The following is a 19,406-nucleotide window of genomic DNA, read 5'->3' on the forward strand; positions in this document are numbered from 1 at the left end:
CGTTCTCCTGGGCCGGATGCGACGGCTCGAAGTGTAGCCCGCCGCATCGTTCAGCGGCAGTCAACGCGCCGGCCGTGCGCCCGCCTTACAGGTCGCGCAGGCTTTCCACCATGCCGTCGGCGCCGACCGAGAGCAGCTTCAGGGTGTTGGTGCCGCCGCCCTGGCCAACGTGGTCACCATGGGTGAGCACGACACGGTCACCCTCGCTCAGACGTCCCTGCGCAAACAACTGCTGCACGGCGGAACGAGCGGTGGCCACGGAACTCAGGCCCTCATGGGAAAACGCTACCGGCTGCACATCACGCAGCAGCAACATGCGCCGGCGCGCGTCGGCCAGCGGCGACAGCGCATAGATCGGCACCGCCGTGCGGTAGCGTGAAAGCCATTGCGCGGTGGCGCCGGACTCGGTCAGCGCCACGATCGCACGCACGCCCAGCTCGCCGGCCAGCAGCATCGCGGCCAACGCGATCGCCTGATCGGTACGGTCCAGCCGGTGACCGCCGGTGGTCAGGTCTTCCTTTGGCTCGAACTGACGCTCGGCACCGAGACAGATCCGGCGCATCGCGGCCACCGCCTTGTCCGGGTGAGCGCCCGCAGCGGTCTCTTCGGACAGCATCACCGCATCGGTGCCGTCGATCACCGCATTCGCCACGTCGAGCACCTCGGCACGGGTCGGGATCGGCGAACGCACCATCGACTGCAGCATCTGCGTGGCGGTGATCACCGCGCGGTTGCGCTGCACCGATTCGCGGATGATCTTCTTCTGCAGGCCGGGCAGCTCGGCATCCCCGATCTCCACGCCCAAATCACCGCGCGCCACCATCACCACGTCGGAGGCGTCGATGATCTCGCCCAGTACCGGGATCGCATCGGCGCGTTCGATCTTGGCCACCAGCGCGGCATTGCCGCCGGCCTCGTGCAGCAGGCGACGCGCCTGGTGCATGTCCTCGGCCGATCGCACGAATGACACGGCCAGGAAATCCGCACCGATCTCGGCAGCCAGCTTGATGTCGGCCTTGTCCTTGTCCGACAGCGCCGTCACCGAAAGCCCACCACCTTGCCGGTTCAGCCCCTTGCGGTTGGACAGCTTGCCGCCGATCAACACCTGGCAACGCACTTCGGCGCCGACTACGTCCAGCACGGTCAACGCGACCAGGCCATCGTCCAGCAGCAGCACGTCGCCGGGATGCACATCCTGCGGCAGGCCGTAGTAGCTGACGCCGACGCGGGTGACGTCACCCGGCGGCACGTCGGGGCGGCAGTCCAGCACGAACGAAGCGCCGTCGATCAGTTCCACCGGGCCATTCGCGAACGTCTCGATGCGGATCTTCGGTCCCTGCAGATCGGCCAGCACGCCCACTTCGCAGCCAGCTGCAGCCGAAGCGGCCCGTACCGCATTGGCGCGAGCGCGGTGATCGTCCGGCTGCCCATGCGAAAGGTTCAGGCGAACCACGTTGACGCCTTCGGCGATGAGTCGTTCGAGCATCCCCGGCACGTCGGTGGCGGGACCCAGGGTGGCGACGATCTTGGTGCGGCGCAAGGAATTTTCGTTCATGTGCCGAGGCTAGCAGATGCCGCGCGGCACGCCACCACCCTGCATTCGTATGCAAGCCGCCGTCATGTGCGCCGGCGCCCAGTATCGATGCCTACGGTGCCAATGCGCGGTTGAGCACCTCGGCCAGTCGCCGCCCAGCCTGGCGCAGGCGCAACTCGGCTACCGGCAATTCGGCGGCGACGTAAGCCTGGTCGATCTTGTGTCCAGCCGGATAGAAGCCGGCCTCGGCGGTGATCCGGCAGGATTCCTCAGCCCATTGCGCGTACGGGTTGTCCAGCGGCGCGATCGGCGCCGGCAACACGACAGGCGGCCCCGAGTCGAGAGTTTTCGCATAGCCCTGCCAGTCGAGATCCCGGCTGTACAACATCTTCGAGTCCCACACCTTGTGCAGGTTGCTGCCCTTGCCGTCGAACCGCACCTGGTAGGTATTGCCGCCCTTGTCGTCGCGATAGCCGGCGTGCAGCGGCTGGTGGATGTCGCCGACAAGATGCACGACGAACTTAAGCGCCTCGCGACGCGCGGCATCCGGCTGGCTGCGGTCGCCCAGCACGTCCACGTAATGCTGCAACGCGGCCACGACGCAATGGCCATCACGGCAATCGCGCGGCGGCACGTAATCGCAATCGCTGCCACCGCGAAAATTGATGTAGTGCTGGCTGCGCGTCTGTTTCCACAAGGCGGCCTGGGCGGGATCGTCCTGAATCTGATCGGGCCAGTTGGCGATGTCCGCCAGCAAACGCGTGTGATCCGGCGCCAGCAAACGTTCGACCTCGGTTTCCGCGGTCGGGTCCAGGTGACGCTGCGCCAGCGCGGCAACCACACTGTGGCCAAGCGGCCCCCATGCCTGGACCACGGGCGCAACCACGAACATGGTCAACGCGATGGCGAGGGAACGTCTTGATGTGGTCATGGGCCGATCTCGCGCAAAAACCCAGTCTGCCACAGCCGACAATCGAGCCCGGACGGCATTCACTGTATAATTCGTGGCTGAAACTACGGCTCCGCTACCCGCGGTAGCCCACCCATCACCGCCTTCAGGAGGACGCTCGCTCATGACCATCAAGGTCGGCATCAACGGCTTCGGCCGCATCGGTCGCAACGTGTTTCGCGCCGCCGTGCAGAACTTCGGCAACGACATCGAGATCGTGGCGATCAACGACCTGCTCGAGCCGGACTACCTCGCCTACATGTTGCGCTACGACTCCGTGCATGGCCGCTTCAAGGCCGACGTGAAGGTGGAAGGCGGTCAACTGGTGGTCAATGGCAAGACGATCCGCCTGACCCAGGAACGTGATCCGGCCAACCTGAAGTGGGACGCCGTGGGCGCCGATGTGGTGATCGAATCCACCGGCCTGTTCCTCGACAAGGTCACCGCGCAGAAGCACCTGGATGCCGGCGCGAAGAAGGTGATCCTGTCCGCGCCGTCGAAGGACGACACGCCGATGTTCGTCTACGGCGTCAACGACAAGACCTACAAGGGCGAGGCGATCATCTCCAACGCCAGCTGCACCACCAACTGCCTGGCGCCGATTGCCAAGGTCATGCACGACAAGTGGGGCATCAAGCGCGGCCTGATGACCACCGTGCACGCGGCCACCGCCACCCAGAAAACCGTCGACGGCCCGAGCAACAAGGACTGGCGCGGCGGCCGTGGCATCCTGGAGAACATCATCCCGTCGTCCACCGGCGCGGCCAAGGCCGTCGGCGTGGTGATCCCCGAGCTCAACAAGAAGCTCACCGGCATGAGCTTCCGCGTGCCGACGTCGGACGTCTCCGTGGTCGATCTCACCGTGGAACTTGAGAAGGACGCCACCTACGCGGAGATCTGCGCGGAGATGAAGGCGCAGAGCGAAGGCGCGCTGAAGGGCGTGCTCGGCTACACCGAAGACAAGGTGGTGGCCACCGACTTCCGCGGCGAGACCTGCACTTCGGTGTTCGACGCCGACGCCGGCATCGCACTGGATAGCACCTTCGTCAAGCTGGTCAGCTGGTACGACAACGAGTGGGGCTACTCGAACAAGTGCCTGGAGATGGTGCGGGTCGTGGCGAAGTAAACGCGCAGAGAATCCGTCCATGCCGCACGAAGAAGCCCGCGTCCTGACGCGGGCTTTTTTATTGGAGAACGGTGACGTCCCGCAACGACGATTCGTGACAACGTCGCCAGCGACACGTTCGGCTGATCCAGGTCAAGGCCACGCGTCCCCCGCCAAGGCAGAATCACTGTCCCGCGACGACGTGATCTCACCTGAATCACGTATCCATTACGATGCCCGACATGAATTCTGCGGCTCCCTTCGACGAATCCGCCATCGCCACCGTGGTCGATCGCTTCTACGAAAAGGTGCGGCGCGATCCACAGCTCGGCCCGGTGTTCGACGCAGCCGTGCGCGACTGGGATGAACACAAACGTCTGCTGACCTCGTTCTGGGCGTCCGTCGCACTGCGTGCCAGCAGTTATCGCGGCAACCCCATGGCAGCGCACCGGCCTCATCCGATCCGCGCCGAACACTTCGATCGCTGGCTCGCGTTGTGGCGCGAAACCTGTATGGAAGAGCTGGACGAAGCAGATGCCGCGCAGATGCTGGAGTACGCCGAACGCATCGGCCGCAGCCTCAAGCTCGGTCTCGGACTGCATCCACAGTCGCGGCCTTTCGGCGTGCCGATCGTCGGCATCGAGCGCTGACGGCCAGACCTCGTCAGCAGAACGCGCGGCAGCGCACGGCGTACGCTGCCGCGAACGGGGGATTACGCCAGTACCTTCAGGGCCGCGTCGTAATTCGGCTCGTGCCCGATCTCGCTGACCAGCTCGGCATGCAGCACCTTGTCGTGTTCGTCCAGCACCAGCACCGCACGGGCAGCAAGCCCGGCCAGCGGACCGCTGGCGATCGCCACGCCGTAATCGTTGAGGAACTGGCGCCCGCGCATCAGCGACAGATTGGTTACCTGGTCCAGGCCCTCGGCGCCGCAGAAACGCGCCTGCGCAAACGGCAGGTCGGCAGAGATGCACAACACCACCGTGTGCTCGAGCTTGCCAGCCAGCTCATTGAAACGGCGCACCGAAGTGGCGCAGACGCCGGTATCGACGCTGGGGAAAATGTTCAGCACCTTGCGCTTGCCGGCATAGCTCGACAACGCCACATCGGACAGGTCGGCACCGACCAGCTGGAACGCCGGCGCCACGGCGCCTACCGCGGGAAACTGGCCATTGACGCTGATCGGCTGGCCCTTGAACGTAACCTCGGACATGTTGTTGCACCTCATCGGAAAATATCGGGCATGCAGTAGACCACGAGCCGAACAGAAAGCGCAGACCGCACGCCGAATCGATGTCCAGGTTCAGCCCGGCTTGCCATCCACCCGCGGCGTCAGCCAGATCCACGCCGAACGCAGCACCCATGGCAGGAATGCCATCAGCCAACCATACGCGGCGGCCATCAGCCAGCCGTTTTCGCCGCCGCCCAGTTCAGCGCGGATGCGCACCAGCACCACCAGCTGCAACAGGCCGAAGCACAGCCATGCCACGGCGCCCATTTGCAGCGGCCGCCCCGAATGGCCCTGCGTCACCCGCGTCACCATCGCCACCAGCATGGAACCGAAGTAACCGATCGCCAGCGCGTGCAGCGGCGCACGTCCCAGTATCCGATGGCCATCGAAGGCAAGAACCAGGTCCTGCACCGCAAACAGCACGAAAGCAAACGGCAGCCACGCAAACGCCAGGTGCAGCACAGCCAGCAGACCGGGCCGCATCGCCTTCCACGGTTGCCACGCCAGTGCGTGCCAGGCAAACACCAATGCCAGCGGAACATCAGCCAACCACAGCCAGCCCATTGCGCCGCGCCAGTCCAGCAGCAGATGCATCAGCAACAACATCCACACCAACGGCAGACTCCAGCGCGGGCGCACCACGCGATACCTGGCCACCGCATTGCCGCTGAAGAACGGCAGCATGCGATGCGTCACCGTGAAGAATATCGGTAGCAACAAACCGAACGTGCCCAGCTTGATCGCCAGCGTCGCGCACATGGCCGGACCGCCGCACAGATAAACCAGAAATGCGATCAGGCCCAGCGAACCCAGGCTCAGCGCAAGCAGGCATGACCGCGCGTGATCGTCGCGATCCTTCGACGCCCGCAACACCGCCGCCAGCATGCCGATGCCCATCAGATAGCCGACCAGCATCAGGACAAAACCGAGCCCGAGCAGCCGCGGCAAATTCAGCAAGCCCACGTTCGCCAGCACGTAGCCGCCAAACACGCAGCCGGCCACCGGCGCGTAGCGCGAACCTGGCAGTGCCGGCCGATGTAGCCAGCGCGGAAACACGGTCAGCAGAAAGCCGAACATGAAAAGGGGAAACAGCCCGTACTGGATCACCATGGCATGGCCCCAGCCCGGCGGTATCGATGGTTGCGGCCAGCCGCCCCACCCGAAGCGCATCCAGGTCAGCTCCGTCGCCCACCACGCCATGCTCAGCAGCACGGCGATGGAGCCGGCAAGAAACAACGTGCGATGCGGCGCCAACGCGATCAGCGCCGGCAATTCGGCAAAAGTAGCCGGCTTGCCTGAAGGGGATGAAGAAGGAGACATGATGCGCACGGCAGAGACGATTGATGGAACATGCTGGCATCCGGGCACGATCGAGGCCTTGACCTGGATCAGGCGAGGCCATCGCGATGTCCGATGGCGACATCCGGCTCATCCCCTTTATGCTCCGCAAGCCCGGGGGAACGCCTCCATGATGAGGCTCCGACCATGCGACCAAGGCTGCGTATATTCCTCCTGCTGACCTGCCTGTGGTCGTGCCTCGCCGCGAACGCAGCGGCATCGACACCTGACATCGGTACCTCCGCCGATCGCATCCTCGATCGGCTCGTCGACCCGATGGGTCCCGGTGTATCGGTGATCGTTTTCAGGGACGACAAGGTCGTCTATCGATCAGCCAGGGGATTGGCCAGCGTCGAGTTGGGAGTGCACTCCCGGCCTGGCAATGTCTATCGCATCGGCTCGTTGACCAAGACCATGACCGCCGCAACGATCCTGACGCTGGCCAGGCAGGGACGGTTGTCCCTCGATGACTCCCTGTCCATGTTCCTGCCGGATTTTCCGAACGGCAAGGACGTCACCATCGCCGAACTCCTGCACCACACCGCCGGCATCAGCGATGCCTGGGACAGCGATCCGGCGACACCGCTTGATACGAAAGCATCAGTGAAGCTCATCGCCGGGCAACCGTTCGATTTCAAGCCGGGTTCGCAGTGGCGCTACAGCAATTCCGGCTACATCCTGCTGGGCGCCGTCATCGAGAAAGTCTCGGGAAAATCCTGGGACCAGGCCGAGCACGATCTCCTGTTCACGCCCCTGCACATGACCGATACCGGCTACCACCCGGATCATGTGGTCATCCCCGGTTTCGTGGAGGGCTACAGCACCGACGATGCAGGACGACTGGCCCGGCCCGGCTTCGCGAGCATCGCCGGACCGGCGGCGGCCGGGGCACTTTGCTCGACCGTGGACGATCTGCTGCGCCTGATTCGTGGCCTCGCCGATCCAGGCACTTCCCAACCCAGCCTGTTTCAGGCCATGGCCGTGCCAGCCCCGCTGGCCGATGGCCGAACCGCGCCGTATGGGTATGGCGTGATGCTGGGCGATGTCCGGGGCGAGCCCTCCATCGAACACAATGGGGGGATCGAAGGATTCACCGCCCACTACGTGTATCTGCCCCGCCGCCGCATCGCGGTCGTCACGCTGGCCAACACCGATGCCGGCATCCCCAATCCTCGTTCGATTACGCGCCAGTTGGCGGCGCTCGCCATGGGAAAACCGTATCGCCGCTTTCAGGATGTCGAACTCACACCAACCAGATTGCAGGCACTGGCCGGGGCTTATCGCATTCAGGGCGGCTCGAAGCATGTTCTATCGGTCGATCACGGCAAACTCTTCGTGCGTCGCGACCAGGGCCCGGCACGTCCGCTGATGACCGCCGCCAGCGATGACCTCTATTACGTGGGCGACGGCACGGATTACTACCATGTCGTCAAGGGGCACGAAGGCCGCGTCATCGGTCTTGATTTCCATGCCGATGGCGCAGAGGCAGTCCGACGGGAAATGCGTATCGAGGAGTGATCCGCGATCCATGACGACGGCTGTCGTTCACCACCCTCGTTGCCGCTTCAGTCCCGTAGCAGTGCCTGACCGACCTTCCGCAACCCCGCCGGATCCAGCAGCTCCAGTTCGCGCCCCTCGATCCGGATCAGGTTCTGCGCACGGAAGCGCCCAAGCACGCGGCTGACCGTTTCGGCGGCCAGGCGCAGGTAGTTGGCGATGTCGCCACGGGACATGCCGAGGTGAAAACGGGTGGCGGAGAAGCCGCGTGCGGCGTAACGCCCGGCAAGATCCATCAGAAACGCGGCGACGCGTTCGTCGGCGCCATGGTCGCCGGCCAGCGTCGAGGCCGCGCCGAGTTCCTTGCTCAGCATGCGGAACAGATGCTGCTGTACCGCCGGGATGCGTGATGCCAGCGCACTCATCGCGGGAAACGAGAAACGGCAGAAGAACGTGGTGTCCAGCGCGACGGCATCGCAAGGAAAGTGCTCAGGGTAGATCGCGTTCAAACCGATCACCTCGCCAGGCAGGTAGAAGCCAAGCACCTGCTCGCGGCCTTCCTTGTCGATCGTACGGGTTTTCACGGTGCCTCCGCGCACGGCATAGATCGCGCGGAATGCATCGCCGGTGCGGAAGACATGCTCGCCCGCGCGAAACGGTCCGACGTGTTCGACCAGACACTGCAGTTCGGCCAGCTCCGGCTTGTCATAACCGGCTGCGATGCACGCGCTGGAAAATGCGCAGGTACCGCAGAAGCGCGAGGCGTCGCCATCGTCGGCGATCGGATGGGACGGCTCGTCAGATCGCCATGGCGGGGTGCTGGATCGCATGATCCGATGGTGCCGTTTCAGGACACCCGGGTCAAAGCGCGAGATGTCACAGCCCGCGCATGACGGAACCCCGCATGGATCCCGTCATGCGCATGCGTCAATGCTTGTACGGCGCGATCTGCTGCTCGATCGAACCGAAGATCGAGGCACCGGAAGCATCGGTGATGTCGATCTTCAGGCGGTCGCCGAATGTCATGAATGGCGTGGACGGCTGGCCATCACGCAGGGTTTCCACCGTGCGCTGCTCCGCCAGACAGGAAGCTCCCTTGCCGGTGTCCTCGTTCGCAATGGTGCCGGAACCGACGATGGTGCCGGCAGTCAGCGGCCGTGTCCTGGCCACATGGGCGACCAGTTCGGCGAAGCTGAATTGCATGTCGACGCCGCACTCGGCCTCGCCGAACCACGCCCCGTTCAACCAGGTGCGCATCGGCAGGTGCAGCTTGTCGCCCTGCCAGGCGTCGCCCAGCTCATCGGGCGTCACCAGCACCGGCGACAGCGCCGAGCGCGGCTTGCTCTGCAGGAAGCCAAAACCCTTGGCCAGCTCGCCCGGGATCAGGCTGCGCAGGCTGACGTCATTGACCAGACCGACCAGCTGGATATGTTCCGATGCCTGCGTCGGCGTCACGGCCATCGGCACGTCATCGGTGATCACGATCACCTCGGCCTCCATGTCGATGCCGTAGTCCTCGCTGGGCACCACCACCGGATCGCGCGGGCCGAGAAAACCGGCGCTGGTCGCCTGGTACATCAGCGGGTCGGTATAGAACGACTGTGGCACCTCGGCGCCACGGGCGCGGCGCACGCGTTCGACGTGCGGCAGGTAGGCCGAACCGTCGACGAATTCGTAGGCACGCGGCAGCGGCGAGGCCAGCGCGGCGATGTCCAGCGCAAAGACGCCGGCAGCTTCGCCTGCGTTCAATTCATCCGATAGCGCGTTAAGCCGCGGCGCCGCGTTCGACCAGTCGTCCAGCGCCGCCTGCAGCGTCGGCGCGATATCGGTCGCCTTCACCGCACGGCCGAGGTCGCGACTGACGACGATCAGCGTGCCGTCGCGGCCGCCTTCCTTGAGACTTGCGAGTTTCATTGGATACTCCGAGGGTAATCAACCACAACCTTCCACGTAATCAACTTGCGGCGGCATGCCGGCGTGCCACCGCGTTACCTTGCCCCGCGCGTCGGTTTCGAACACCAGCACGTCGCTGCCCTCGGGCGCGGCGACGCGCAGGTATTTTGCGCCGGCGACATACTTGTGCGGCTGCGTTTCCACGCGCTCGCCGTACAACGCGCGGACCTGCGCTTCGCTCATCCCCACCTTGCCGCCGCCCGGCGCGGATTCCTTCGCGGTACCGACGTCGTAGCGCACGAAACGTCCGCCCTCGAACATGAAGGCGAAATCCGCCGACAGCTTCACCCACTTCGGGGTCTTGTAGAAGCAACTGGAATCCTGCTCCGGCGCACCCTTCAGCTCGCCACCCCAGGCCTTGTCGAAAGCCGCCTCGTCCATGCCGAAACGCATGTCGCCGTAACCGTCGTAGCGTGCCAGGGTGGAGGGGTCTGCCGGGGGCGGAGGAGCAACCGGCTTGATCGCCGGCGACGCAGACGGTGCAGGCATCGGAGGCGCCGAAGCCGACGGGTCCGAATTGCCGCAACCGCCCATCAGCAGCAATGCGCATATCAAACCCGGCAACCGGCCGTTCATGCCTCGCGCCCCGCGTCGAAATGCTTGCCGATACCCTTCCAGCACTCGTGATAGTTGTCCTGCAACTGTGGCGAATCCAGCGCCTGCCGGGTCGGGCGGATCACCTTGCGTGTCTCGAACATGAAGGCCATGGTGCCGCCGATTTCGTCGGGTTTCGACAGCTCGGCGTTGGATGCCCGCTCGAACGTGGCTGCGTCCGGCCCGTGCCCACTCATGCAGTTGTGCAGCGACGCGCCGCCGGGCAGGAAGCCTTCGGCCTTGGCGTCATACACGCCGGTGATCAACCCCATGAACTCGCTGGCCACGTTGCGGTGGAACCACGGTGGGCGGAACGTGTGCTGTGCGACCAGCCAACGCGGCGGAAAGATCGCCAGATCCACGTTCGCCGTACCGGGCGTGTCGCTGGGCGAAGTCAGCACGGTGAAGATCGACGGATCCGGATGGTCGTAGCTGATCGAGCCGATCGTATTGAACCGGCGCAGGTCGTATTTGTAAGGCGCGTAGTTGCCGTGCCAGGCGACCACGTCCAGCGGCGAGTGATCGATCTTCGCCGACCACAGTGCGCCCTGGAATTTCGCGACCAGCTCGAACGCGCCGTCGACATCCTCGTACGCAGCCTGTGGAGTGAGGAAATCGCGTGCGTTGGCCAGGCAGTTCGAACCGATCGGACCGAGATCCGGCAGACGCAGCAGCGCGCCGAAGTTCTCGCAGACGTAACCACGAGCGGTCTCGTCAGGCAATTCGACGCGAAAACGCACGCCGCGCGGGATCACCGCGATCTCCTGCGGCTCGACATCGATCAAACCCAACTCGGTGGCGAGATGCAGGCGGCCCTGCTGCGGCACGATCAGCAACTCGCCATCGGCGTCGTAGAAGAAGCGTCCCTGCATCGAACGATTGGCCGTATAGACGTGGATGCCCACGCCGGCCTGCTCGGCCGGGCCGCCATTGCCAGCCAGGGTGACCAGACCGTCGACGAAATCGGTTGGCTTGTCAGCCAGCGGCCACGGGTTCCAGCGCAGCTGGTTCGGTGTGGCCGGGGCCTCGTCGAAGCGGTTGTGGAACGTGGCGTGCGCCAACGACTGGAACGGCTCGTGCACCGCCGCCGGACGGATCCGGTACAACCAACTGCGCCGGTTCGCATGGCGCGGCGCGGTGAAGGCGGTGCCGGACAACTGCTCCGCATACAGCCCGTGCGCCACGCGCTGCGGCGAGTTCTGGCCCTGCGGCAAGGTGCCCTCGATCGCCTCGCTGGCGAACTCGTTGCCGAAGCCGGATTGATATTGTGATGAAGCGTTCACTGCGAATACTCCGAATATCATGTTCGATGCTTGCCTTCGACTTCGCCTGTGCTGAGCTTGTCGAGGGCTCAGGAGGATCGGGGTTTACCGTACCGTTCGCGCTGAGCGTAGCTTGCGCAGCAAGCGGCGTCGAAGCGCCTCACGGCAGACGTTGATGCCGGTACCTGCCCTTGGCCAAGTCGCCGACCGCCTTCCAGTCGCCCGCCATGTACGCCCGTTTCTTTGCCCTGCTCCAGCCTTTCAGCTTGCGCTCCATGGTTAGCGCCTCGTGACGCGTTTCGAAGCCCTCCCCGTGGATCAACTTCAGCGGACGACGGGTTGAAGTGTAGATGCAACCCTTGCCCTGATCGTGCTGCGACATCCGTCGATCCAGATCGTCGGTGTGACCGATGTAGAAGCTGCCATCGGCACATTCGAGGATGTACAGGGTGAATTCCATTTCGTCGGCGTCCTTGCCTGTGTACTCGGTCGAGTGCCCTTCGACTTCGGCCCCTGCGGGCCTACGCTCAGGGAGAACGGTGAAGAGATATCCCATCGACCCAAAACCGTTCACCCTGAGCGTAGCTGCGCAGCAGCGAAGTCGAAGGGCCGCGCAGAACTGCGTCTTACAGGAAACCACGCTTCATCTGGTCCCGCTCGATACTCTCGAACAGCGCCTGGAAATTGCCCTCGCCGAAACCTTCATTGCCCTTGCGCTGGATGATCTCGAAGAAGATCGGGCCGATGCAGTTCTGGGTGAAGATCTGCAGCAGTTTGCGCTGCTTGGTCTCCAGGTCGGCATCGATCAGGATCTTGTTCTTCGCCAGTCGTGGCACATCTTCGCCATGGTTCGGCACGCGCACGTCGATCACTTCGAAATACGCATCCGGCGTATCGAGGAATTCCACGCCGGCCTCGCGCATTTTCTCCACCGTGGTGTAGATGTCGTCGGTGAAGCAGGCGATGTGCTGGATGCCTTCGCCGTGATACGCATCGAGGTATTCGTTGATCTGGCTCTTGGGGTCGTTCGACTCGTTCAGCGGAATGCGTACGATGCCGTCCGGCGCGGTCATCGCCTTCGAAACCAGGCCGGTCTTGGCGCCCTTGATGTCGAAGTAGCGGATCTCGCGGAAGTTGAACAGCTTCTCGTAGTAATCCGACCACTTCGCCATGTTGCCGAAGTACAGGTTGTGGGTGAGGTGGTCGATGAAGGTGAGACCGAAGCCTTTCGGGTCTTGATCGGCGCCTTCGATCGCCTCGTAGTCGCCGTCGTAGATGCTGCCGAGGTCACCGTAGCGGTCGACCAGGTACAGCATGCAATCGCCGATGCCCTTGATCACCGCGGCGTTCACCGCCTTGCTGGCTTCCTTGTGGTCGATCGCTTCGCCGCCGTTCTCCAGCGCGGTCTGCTGCACCTGTACGTCGGGCTTCCTGAAGCGGATGGCGAAGCCGCAGGCGCTGGGCCCATGCGCCTTGGCGAAATCCGCGGCGAACGAGTCCGGATCCTCGTTGACCAGGAAGTTCACGCCGTTCTGGCGGTACACGGTGATCGCGCGCGTCTTGTGCTTCAGCACGGCGGTGAAGCCCATGCGCTTGAACTGGTCGTGCAGTTCATCGGCGCGACCGGCCGGGGCGGCAAATTCGACGAATTCGAAACCATCGATACCCATCGGGTTCTCGAACGTGGTGACCTGCATGCCTAGGTTCGGTTGGGCGTTCATGGCGCTCTCCTCTTTGTCAGTGCACGATGGGCACACGCAAGCGTGCCACCCCCGAATGAGTCTTGCGTTATAGTTTCATATGAAACCAATTGCAAGGGCTACCGCCGCAATGTCTGCCAAACGCAAACCCGTTTCCGCCACCGCCGAGCATGCACCGCTGCAGCTGGAGCATTTCCTGCCGTATCGGCTGTCGATCCTTTCCAACACGATCAGCCAGGCGATCGCCGACGACTACCAGCTCCGCTACGACATCTCGGTAACCGAGTGGCGGGTGATGGCCGTACTGGCCCGCTTCGAAGGGTTGTCAGCGCGTGAGGTGGCCGAACGCACCGCGATGGACAAGGTGGCGGTAAGCCGCGCACTGGCGCGGCTGGTGGAGGCAGGCCGGGTCAGCCGGGCGATCCACGACAACGACAAGCGCCGTTCGGTGCTGGATCTCACCGACGCGGGCTGGGCCATGCACGACGAGGTGGCGCCGATGGCGCGCGCGCGTGAGCGGGAGGTCCTGGCCAAACTCGATGCCGAGGAGCGCATCTGGCTGGAGCGCATCCTGGACAAGTTGCAACCGGCCACGCGCTGAGCACCGCAACCGGAAAGGGCGGCCGATGGCCGCCCTTTGTCATGGACAGATCCGCCTGCCCCGTTCAGCGTACGCCGTGCGTCAGCTTGCTGATCCATGGCGCGACCAGGAACAGCAGCGCACCGGGAATCACCAGCAACCAGAAGCTGAAGGTGAAACCGCCGAGTGCCGAAGCCACGGTCATGCCGGTCTCGCCGCTGACGTGCCCGGCAAAGATGCCCGACAGGTTGTTGCCGATGCCAGTGGACAGAAACCAGCCGCCCATGGCGAAGCCAACCATCCGGCCCGGCGCGAGTTTGGTCGTCATCGACAGCCCGATCGGCGACAGGCAGAGCTCGCCGATCACCTGCATCACGTAGACCAGCACCAGCGGCCAGAACGGAATGTGGCCGCTGTCGTCGACCAGTCGCGACAGCGCATACATCAGCACCACGAAGGCCAGCGCGTTGAACAGCAGGCCGAGCCCGAACTTGCGCGGAATCGACGGCTCCGCGTTGCGGTTGTCCAGCCACGCCCAGATCATCGACACCGCTGGCGCCAGCAGCACGATGGCCAGCGGCGCGACCGACTGGAACCAGCCGACCGGAAATTCCCAGCCGTCGAACATCCTGCGATCGACGATGTTCTGCGCCAGGAAGTTGAACGAGCTGCCAGCCTGCTCGTAGAACATCCAGAACAGCACGTTGAAGGCGAAGATCAGCAGCATCGCGATGACCCGATCACGCTGCACCTTGCCCTCGCGGATGCCCTCGACCAGCAGCATCAGCGACAGTCCGATGAACATCGCGCTGAGCAGCCACTGCAGGAAGATCGCGCCGGCCCTGGCCATCAACAGGTACACCAGTGGTGCCGCCAGCACGCAGCCGATCAACACGTAAACCACGCGCAGGCGGCTGGCCTGCTCCGGTGTGGGACGGCCGACGCCCTTGAGCTGGCGCCGGCCGATCCAGAACCACACCAGGCTGATCAGCATGCCGATCCCCGAGGCCAGGAATACCAGCTTGTAATTCTGCTGCATCGGCGTATCGGTGAAATGGCTGGCCAGCCATCCGGTCACCAGCGGTGCCACCAGGGCGCCGCCGTTGATGCCCATGTAGAACAGCGTGAAGCCGCGATCGCGGCGTGGATCGCCGCTACCGTAAAGCCGCCCCACCATCGAGGAAATGTTCGGCTTGAACAGGCCGTTGCCGACGATCACCGTGGACAGGCCAAGCAGGAAAATCTGCTGGTTAGGCAGCATGATCATGAACAGGCCGGCCGCCATCACCACCGCACCCACCAGGATCGAACGCTGGTAGCCAAGCACCTTGTCCGCCACGTAACCGCCAAACACGGCGGCCGCGTACACCAGGGCCAGGTAGGCGCCATAGGTGCGGCTGGCATAGGCCTGGCCTGACGGATCGCCGCCGAAAAACTCCGCCACGATGTACAGCGTCAGTGCCCAGCGCATGCCGTAGAACGCGAAGCGCTCCCAGAACTCGGTCATGAACAGCATCCACAGCGGGCGTGGATGACCGAGCAGTTGTGGAAAGTCGGGCGCGACGCCTGGCGTCGTGTCGTTGGTTTGGCTCATGGATATCCCCGGCGAGTGATCGGGTCGGCACCTCACGTGCGGACCGCGTAATTTCTTGCGCAGAGATGTAACCGCTGGCCACACCTGACGTCAAATGCACTGCAGCACGATGCGCGCCGCCAGCATCCAGAAAAAAGGCGGCTCGATGAGCCGCCTCGTTGCGCCGTCATGCGCGAGGGTCAACGCACCCCGTGCATCAATTTGTTGATCAGCGGCGACACTAGCAGCAGCAACACGCCGGCACCGGCCAGCAGCCAGAAGCTGAAGGTGAAACCACTGAGCGCGGATGCCGCCGTCATGCCGTTGTCGCCACTGATGCGTCCGGCCAGCAAGCCGGACAGGTTGCCGCCCACTGCCAGCGAGAGGAACCAGCCGCCCATCGCCAGGCCGACCAGGCGCGGGGGTGCCAGCTTGGTCACCATCGACAAACCGATCGGCGACAGGCACAACTCGCCCACCGTCTGCAGCACGTAACACAGCACCAGCGGCCAGAACGGAATCAACCCCTGGCTATCCAACAGGCGCGACAGCGCATACATCAGCACCGCAAAACCCAGCCCGTTGAAGATCAGGCCCAGGCCGAACTTGCGCGGAATCGACGGCTCGCTCCGGCGCGTCGCCAGGAAGGTCCAGATCATGGCAACAACCGGTGCCAGCACGATGATCGCCAGCGGGCTCACCGACTGGAACCAGCCCACCGGGAAGATCCAGCCACCGAACATCTGCCGGTCGACCAGGTTTTCCGCCAGGAAATTGAACGACGTGCCGAGCTGGAAGTAGAACATCCAGAACAGGATGTTGAAGGCGAAGATGATCAGCATCGCCACCACGCGATCCACCTGCACCCGACCGTGCCTGACCGCCTCGATCAGCAACATCACCGCCACGCCGACAAACAGCAGCGCCAGTCCCCACGACAGCCCCTTGGTGACGAAGGCCAGCAGCAGGTACACCAGCGGCACCGCCACCATCGTGCCCAGCACCACCCACGCCACGCGCATCAGTCCGGCGGCCTCGGGCGCCGGACGACCCACGTCTCCCAGGCCGCGCCGACCGAACCAGAACCACAGCAGGCTGAGCAGCATGCCGACGCCGGCGGCGCCGAACACGATGGTGTAGTTCTGCTGCATCGGGGTATGGGTGAAGTAACCGGCCATCCATCCGGTCAGCAGCGGCGCCAGCAGCGCGCCACCGTTGATACCCATGTAGAACAGGGTGAACCCGCGATCGCGGCGCGGGTCATCGCGTCCGTAGAGCTGCCCGACCATGGTGGAGATGTTCGGTTTGAACAACCCGTTGCCGACGATCACCATTGCCAGTCCGACCAGGAACAGATTGCGCGCAGGCAACATCACCACGAACAACCCCAGCGCCATCACCAGTGCACCCAGCAGGATAGACCGCTGGTAACCGATGACCCGGTCCGCCACGTAACCGCCAAAGATGCTGGAGGCGTAGATCAGCGCCGTGTAGGCACCGAAGATGCTGCTGGCCCACGCCTGGCCGGATGCGTCGCCGTTGTAGAAATGCGCCACGATGTACAGCGCCAGCGCCCAGCTCACGCTGTAGAACGCAAAGCGTTCCCAGAACTCGGTCATGAACAGCATCCACAATGGACGCGGGTGACCGAGCAGTTGCGGATACTGCGGTGCGGCGTTCGTCTCGACAGACTGGTTCATGGGTTTCCCTGTTGAATTTCGGACCGACACGTCGCGTGCCTGGGCGGTCGTTGCCGGTTATCCGGGCTGATGATGTAACGGTACGTCGCGCATCTCAATTGCCCAGAATGGTGCGCACATCCAGCAACTCCGGGAAGAACTCCAGATCCAGCGCTTTCTTCAGAAAACTCACTCCGGACGAACCACCCGTGCCGCGACGATGGCCGATGATCCGCTCCACCGTTTTCATATGACGGAAACGCCACAGCTGGAAACTCCCCTCCACATCCACCAGCTGTTCGCACATGTGATATTCCGGCCAGAACTCCGCACGATCTTCGTAGATGCGCTTGAGCGTCGGCAACAGTGCCTCGTTGCGCCGGTACGCCTGGGTCCAGTCGCGCTGCAGCAATTCCGCCGGCACCGCGTGACCACGTCGAGCCAGATAGCGCAGGAATTCGTCGTACAGGCTTGGCGCCTCCAGCACCGCGCGCAACGCGGCCTGCGCCGCCGAATCGTGCGCGAACACCTTGAGCATGTCGGCATTCTTGTTGCCCAGCAAAAATTCGATCTGCCGGTACTGCAGCGACTGGAACCCGGACGACGGTCCCAGCACCCCGCGGAACTCCAGGTATTCCGACGGCGTCAACGTTTCCAGCACCGCCCATTGCTCGAACAGCTGGCGCTGCACCTGCTTCACCCGGGCCAGAACCTTCAGGCAGGCGTCGATATCGTCCACCTGCAGATGCGCCACTGCCGCCTTCAGCTCGTGGATCAACAGCTTCATCCACAGCTCGGACACATGGTGTTGCACGATGAACAGCATCTCGTCGTGATGCGGTGGCTGACTCAGCGGCTGCTGTGCCGACAACAGCGTCTCCAGTTGCAGATAGCCGCCATAGGTCATCTGGCCGTTGAGGTCGGTCTGGATGCCTGCTTCGAGATCGCGCTGATTGTCGCTCATGCTGTTCCGTCACATGTCCAAAGGGGCATGGTAACGGCTCGACGCCATCGAGACCTCGGACCAGCGTTTTGTCCTGCGCGCCTGGAGGCGTCGCGCTCGTGCCCAAGTCATGATTCGCTGTCTCATCGACGGCCACTTGTGCCCCATAAAGCGGGGGTTGCAGGCCGCAGGTTACCCGTGAAAATCCGCCTCCCGTACGCCCGCGAATGCTGCGCTGTACCTTGCAGCGCAACATGCCGACCTGTTATCAAGCGCGGTCTTGTTCGGTCGTTTGTATGCGTCGGATCCACTGGCGCGTGCGCCTTCCAGGTTTTTCCCCCTCTCTTCCTCACCCCGGAGCGAGTCGTGACCATCGCCGCCAAGTTTGAAATCGAATACCTGCAATACCTCGACGCCGAAGGCAAGCAGGTACGTGATGATCTGCCCGAGTTCGCGAAAGACCTCGGCCACATGGTCGAGCTGTACAAGCTGATGTTGTCCACCCGCGTGTTCGACGCCAAGTCGATCGCGTTGCAGCGCACCGGCAAGCTGGGCACCTACGCCAGCTGCCTGGGCCACGAGGCCGCGCATGTCGGCATCGGCAGCGCCATGAAGCCCGAAGACGTGTATGCACCAAGCTATCGCGAATACGGCGCGCAGCTCTATCGCGGCGTGCAGCCGCGCGAGGTGTACATGTACTGGGGCGGCGACGAGCGCGGCAACGACTACCAGAAAGAGCCGGCACGGCACGACTTCGCCTGGTCGGTGCCGATCGCCACGCAGTGTCTGCACGCGGCCGGCTGCGCGCTGGCGTTCAAGATCCGCGGCGAGAAGCGCGTGGCCGTCTGCACCATTGGCGACGGCGGCTCGTCCAAGGGCGATTTCTACGGCGCCATCAACATCGCCGGCGCGCAGAACCTGCCGCTGGTCGCGGTGATCGTGAACAACCAGTGGGCGATCTCGGTGCCGCGCAAGATCCAGTCCGGCGCGCCCACGTTGGCGCAAAAGGGCATCGCGGCGGGCCTGTTCTCGATCCAGGTCGACGGCAACGACATCATCGCCGTGCGCAAGGCCATGGAAGATGCACTGGAACGCGCACGCAGCGGCAAGGGCGGCAGTGTGATCGAAGCGGTCACCTATCGCCTCGGCGACCACACCACCGCCGATGACGCGCGCCGCTACCGCGGCGAGCAGGAAGTGAAGGACGGCTGGGAAAAGGAACCGATGAAGCGCCTGCGCAACTGGCTGGTGGCCAAGGGCGTGTGGGACGACGCGAAGGAAGAAGCCTGGAAGACCGAGTGCGATGACTGGATGGACAACGAGGTGAATGCCTACCTCGAAACCAAGACCCAGCCGGTCTCGGCGATGTTCGACTACATCTTCGCCGAAGTCCCCGCCGATCTCGCCAAGCAGCGCGATTACGTCCTCTCGCTTGAAACCCAGCTCGAATCCAAGAAGGGTCACTGAG

The 19,406-nt window shown here is 63.9% G+C and carries 18 protein-coding genes; 5 read left to right on the top strand and 13 right to left on the bottom strand.

The window, feature by feature from the left end:
* Positions 1-85: 85 nt before the first annotated feature.
* Both pyk and ACPPVV_RS16060 read right to left on the bottom strand, forming a co-directional pair.
* A complete protein-coding gene (gene pyk, locus ACPPVV_RS16055; protein ID WP_426700873.1) occupies positions 86-1,555 on the bottom strand; it encodes a pyruvate kinase in 1,470 nt (489 codons plus the stop codon).
* 91 nt (positions 1,556-1,646) lie between these two features.
* Entirely contained in the window at positions 1,647-2,465 is an 819-nt protein-coding gene (locus ACPPVV_RS16060) for a S1/P1 nuclease (protein ID WP_426700874.1), read from the bottom strand.
* Positions 2,466-2,607: 142 nt separating this feature from the next.
* Between ACPPVV_RS16060 and gap the strand changes: the two genes are divergently transcribed.
* Both gap and ACPPVV_RS16070 read left to right on the top strand, forming a co-directional pair.
* A complete protein-coding gene (gene gap, locus ACPPVV_RS16065) occupies positions 2,608-3,609 on the top strand; it encodes a type I glyceraldehyde-3-phosphate dehydrogenase (protein ID WP_426700875.1) in 1,002 nt (333 codons plus the stop codon).
* Positions 3,610-3,830: 221 nt separating this feature from the next.
* Positions 3,831-4,238: a group III truncated hemoglobin gene (locus tag ACPPVV_RS16070; RefSeq protein ID WP_426700876.1), complete on the top strand. Its 408-nt coding sequence runs from the start codon at positions 3,831-3,833 to the stop codon at positions 4,236-4,238.
* Between the two features lie 62 nt (positions 4,239-4,300).
* Here ACPPVV_RS16070 and tpx read toward each other — a convergent pair whose 3' ends face one another.
* Together tpx and ACPPVV_RS16080 are read right to left on the bottom strand one after the other, a co-directional pair.
* Complete coding sequence (tpx, locus tag ACPPVV_RS16075) at positions 4,301-4,801, bottom strand: thiol peroxidase (RefSeq protein WP_426700877.1); 501 nt, start codon at positions 4,799-4,801, stop codon at positions 4,301-4,303.
* A 90-nt stretch (positions 4,802-4,891) separates the two neighbouring features.
* On the bottom strand, positions 4,892-6,139 hold the full coding sequence (locus tag ACPPVV_RS16080; RefSeq protein WP_426700878.1) for an NnrS family protein: 1,248 nt from the start codon (positions 6,137-6,139) through the stop codon (positions 4,892-4,894).
* 93 nt (positions 6,140-6,232) lie between these two features.
* Between ACPPVV_RS16080 and ACPPVV_RS16085 the strand changes: the two genes are divergently transcribed.
* Positions 6,233-7,675 (top strand): serine hydrolase domain-containing protein, encoded by a 1,443-nt coding sequence (locus tag ACPPVV_RS16085; RefSeq protein WP_426700879.1) that lies wholly within the window; start codon positions 6,233-6,235, stop codon positions 7,673-7,675.
* 47 nt (positions 7,676-7,722) lie between these two features.
* On the opposite strand, the gene ACPPVV_RS16090 is transcribed toward ACPPVV_RS16085, so the two are convergent.
* The 6 genes from ACPPVV_RS16090 to hppD all read right to left on the bottom strand — a co-directional run bounded on the left by ACPPVV_RS16090 (position 7,723) and on the right by hppD (position 13,184).
* Positions 7,723-8,484: a helix-turn-helix domain-containing protein gene (locus ACPPVV_RS16090; protein WP_426700880.1), complete on the bottom strand. Its 762-nt coding sequence runs from the start codon at positions 8,482-8,484 to the stop codon at positions 7,723-7,725.
* A 97-nt stretch (positions 8,485-8,581) separates the two neighbouring features.
* Entirely contained in the window at positions 8,582-9,568 is a 987-nt protein-coding gene (locus ACPPVV_RS16095) for a fumarylacetoacetate hydrolase family protein (RefSeq protein WP_426700881.1), read from the bottom strand.
* A gap of 18 nt (positions 9,569-9,586) precedes the next feature.
* Positions 9,587-10,183 carry a lectin gene (locus tag ACPPVV_RS16100; protein ID WP_426700882.1) on the bottom strand — a complete coding sequence of 199 codons (597 nt, stop codon included), beginning with the start codon at positions 10,181-10,183 and terminating at the stop codon, positions 9,587-9,589.
* Entirely contained in the window at positions 10,180-11,484 is a 1,305-nt protein-coding gene (gene hmgA, locus ACPPVV_RS16105; protein ID WP_426700883.1) for a homogentisate 1,2-dioxygenase, read from the bottom strand. Before hmgA ends, ACPPVV_RS16100 begins: the two co-directional genes overlap by 4 nt.
* A gap of 139 nt (positions 11,485-11,623) precedes the next feature.
* A complete protein-coding gene (locus ACPPVV_RS16110; RefSeq protein ID WP_426700884.1) occupies positions 11,624-12,019 on the bottom strand; it encodes a GIY-YIG nuclease family protein in 396 nt (131 codons plus the stop codon).
* 70 nt (positions 12,020-12,089) lie between these two features.
* Positions 12,090-13,184, bottom strand: a complete 1,095-nt coding sequence (gene hppD / locus ACPPVV_RS16115; protein WP_426700885.1) for a 4-hydroxyphenylpyruvate dioxygenase — start codon at positions 13,182-13,184, stop codon at positions 12,090-12,092.
* A 109-nt stretch (positions 13,185-13,293) separates the two neighbouring features.
* Between hppD and ACPPVV_RS16120 the strand changes: the two genes are divergently transcribed.
* Complete coding sequence (locus tag ACPPVV_RS16120; RefSeq protein WP_426700886.1) at positions 13,294-13,764, top strand: MarR family winged helix-turn-helix transcriptional regulator; 471 nt, start codon at positions 13,294-13,296, stop codon at positions 13,762-13,764.
* Between the two features lie 64 nt (positions 13,765-13,828).
* On the opposite strand, the gene ACPPVV_RS16125 is transcribed toward ACPPVV_RS16120, so the two are convergent.
* The 3 genes from ACPPVV_RS16125 to ACPPVV_RS16135 all read right to left on the bottom strand — a co-directional run bounded on the left by ACPPVV_RS16125 (position 13,829) and on the right by ACPPVV_RS16135 (position 17,959).
* Positions 13,829-15,337, bottom strand: coding sequence for a peptide MFS transporter (locus ACPPVV_RS16125; RefSeq protein ID WP_426700887.1), 1,509 nt, complete (start codon positions 15,335-15,337; stop codon positions 13,829-13,831).
* A 179-nt stretch (positions 15,338-15,516) separates the two neighbouring features.
* Positions 15,517-17,016, bottom strand: coding sequence for a peptide MFS transporter (locus tag ACPPVV_RS16130; RefSeq protein ID WP_426700888.1), 1,500 nt, complete (start codon positions 17,014-17,016; stop codon positions 15,517-15,519).
* A 94-nt stretch (positions 17,017-17,110) separates the two neighbouring features.
* Positions 17,111-17,959 (bottom strand): tryptophan 2,3-dioxygenase, encoded by an 849-nt coding sequence (locus tag ACPPVV_RS16135; protein ID WP_426700889.1) that lies wholly within the window; start codon positions 17,957-17,959, stop codon positions 17,111-17,113.
* A 345-nt stretch (positions 17,960-18,304) separates the two neighbouring features.
* Between ACPPVV_RS16135 and pdhA the strand changes: the two genes are divergently transcribed.
* Positions 18,305-19,405 carry a pyruvate dehydrogenase (acetyl-transferring) E1 component subunit alpha gene (gene pdhA / locus ACPPVV_RS16140; RefSeq protein ID WP_426700890.1) on the top strand — a complete coding sequence of 367 codons (1,101 nt, stop codon included), beginning with the start codon at positions 18,305-18,307 and terminating at the stop codon, positions 19,403-19,405.
* Position 19,406 lies beyond the last annotated feature (1 nt).

The sequence above is a fragment of the Rhodanobacter sp. Col0626 genome, from assembly GCF_049994385.1.
In the GTDB taxonomy this organism is placed as follows: domain Bacteria; phylum Pseudomonadota; class Gammaproteobacteria; order Xanthomonadales; family Rhodanobacteraceae; genus Rhodanobacter.

Coding starts and splice junctions, on each gene's coding strand:
- ACPPVV_RS16130 (WP_426700888.1), bottom strand. CDS start 17,016: ATGAACCAGTCTGTCGAGACGAACGCCGCACCGCAGTATCCGCAACTG.
- ACPPVV_RS16135 (WP_426700889.1), bottom strand. CDS start 17,959: ATGAGCGACAATCAGCGCGATCTCGAAGCAGGCATCCAGACCGACCTC.
- ACPPVV_RS16095 (WP_426700881.1), bottom strand. CDS start 9,568: ATGAAACTCGCAAGTCTCAAGGAAGGCGGCCGCGACGGCACGCTGATC.
- tpx (WP_426700877.1), bottom strand. CDS start 4,801: ATGTCCGAGGTTACGTTCAAGGGCCAGCCGATCAGCGTCAATGGCCAG.
- ACPPVV_RS16080 (WP_426700878.1), bottom strand. CDS start 6,139: ATGTCTCCTTCTTCATCCCCTTCAGGCAAGCCGGCTACTTTTGCCGAA.
- ACPPVV_RS16090 (WP_426700880.1), bottom strand. CDS start 8,484: ATGCGATCCAGCACCCCGCCATGGCGATCTGACGAGCCGTCCCATCCG.
- ACPPVV_RS16120 (WP_426700886.1), top strand. CDS start 13,294: ATGTCTGCCAAACGCAAACCCGTTTCCGCCACCGCCGAGCATGCACCG.
- hppD (WP_426700885.1), bottom strand. CDS start 13,184: ATGAACGCCCAACCGAACCTAGGCATGCAGGTCACCACGTTCGAGAAC.
- ACPPVV_RS16060 (WP_426700874.1), bottom strand. CDS start 2,465: ATGACCACATCAAGACGTTCCCTCGCCATCGCGTTGACCATGTTCGTG.
- ACPPVV_RS16070 (WP_426700876.1), top strand. CDS start 3,831: ATGAATTCTGCGGCTCCCTTCGACGAATCCGCCATCGCCACCGTGGTC.
- ACPPVV_RS16110 (WP_426700884.1), bottom strand. CDS start 12,019: ATGGGATATCTCTTCACCGTTCTCCCTGAGCGTAGGCCCGCAGGGGCC.
- pyk (WP_426700873.1), bottom strand. CDS start 1,555: ATGAACGAAAATTCCTTGCGCCGCACCAAGATCGTCGCCACCCTGGGT.
- ACPPVV_RS16100 (WP_426700882.1), bottom strand. CDS start 10,183: ATGAACGGCCGGTTGCCGGGTTTGATATGCGCATTGCTGCTGATGGGC.
- gap (WP_426700875.1), top strand. CDS start 2,608: ATGACCATCAAGGTCGGCATCAACGGCTTCGGCCGCATCGGTCGCAAC.
- ACPPVV_RS16125 (WP_426700887.1), bottom strand. CDS start 15,337: ATGAGCCAAACCAACGACACGACGCCAGGCGTCGCGCCCGACTTTCCA.
- ACPPVV_RS16085 (WP_426700879.1), top strand. CDS start 6,233: ATGGCGACATCCGGCTCATCCCCTTTATGCTCCGCAAGCCCGGGGGAA.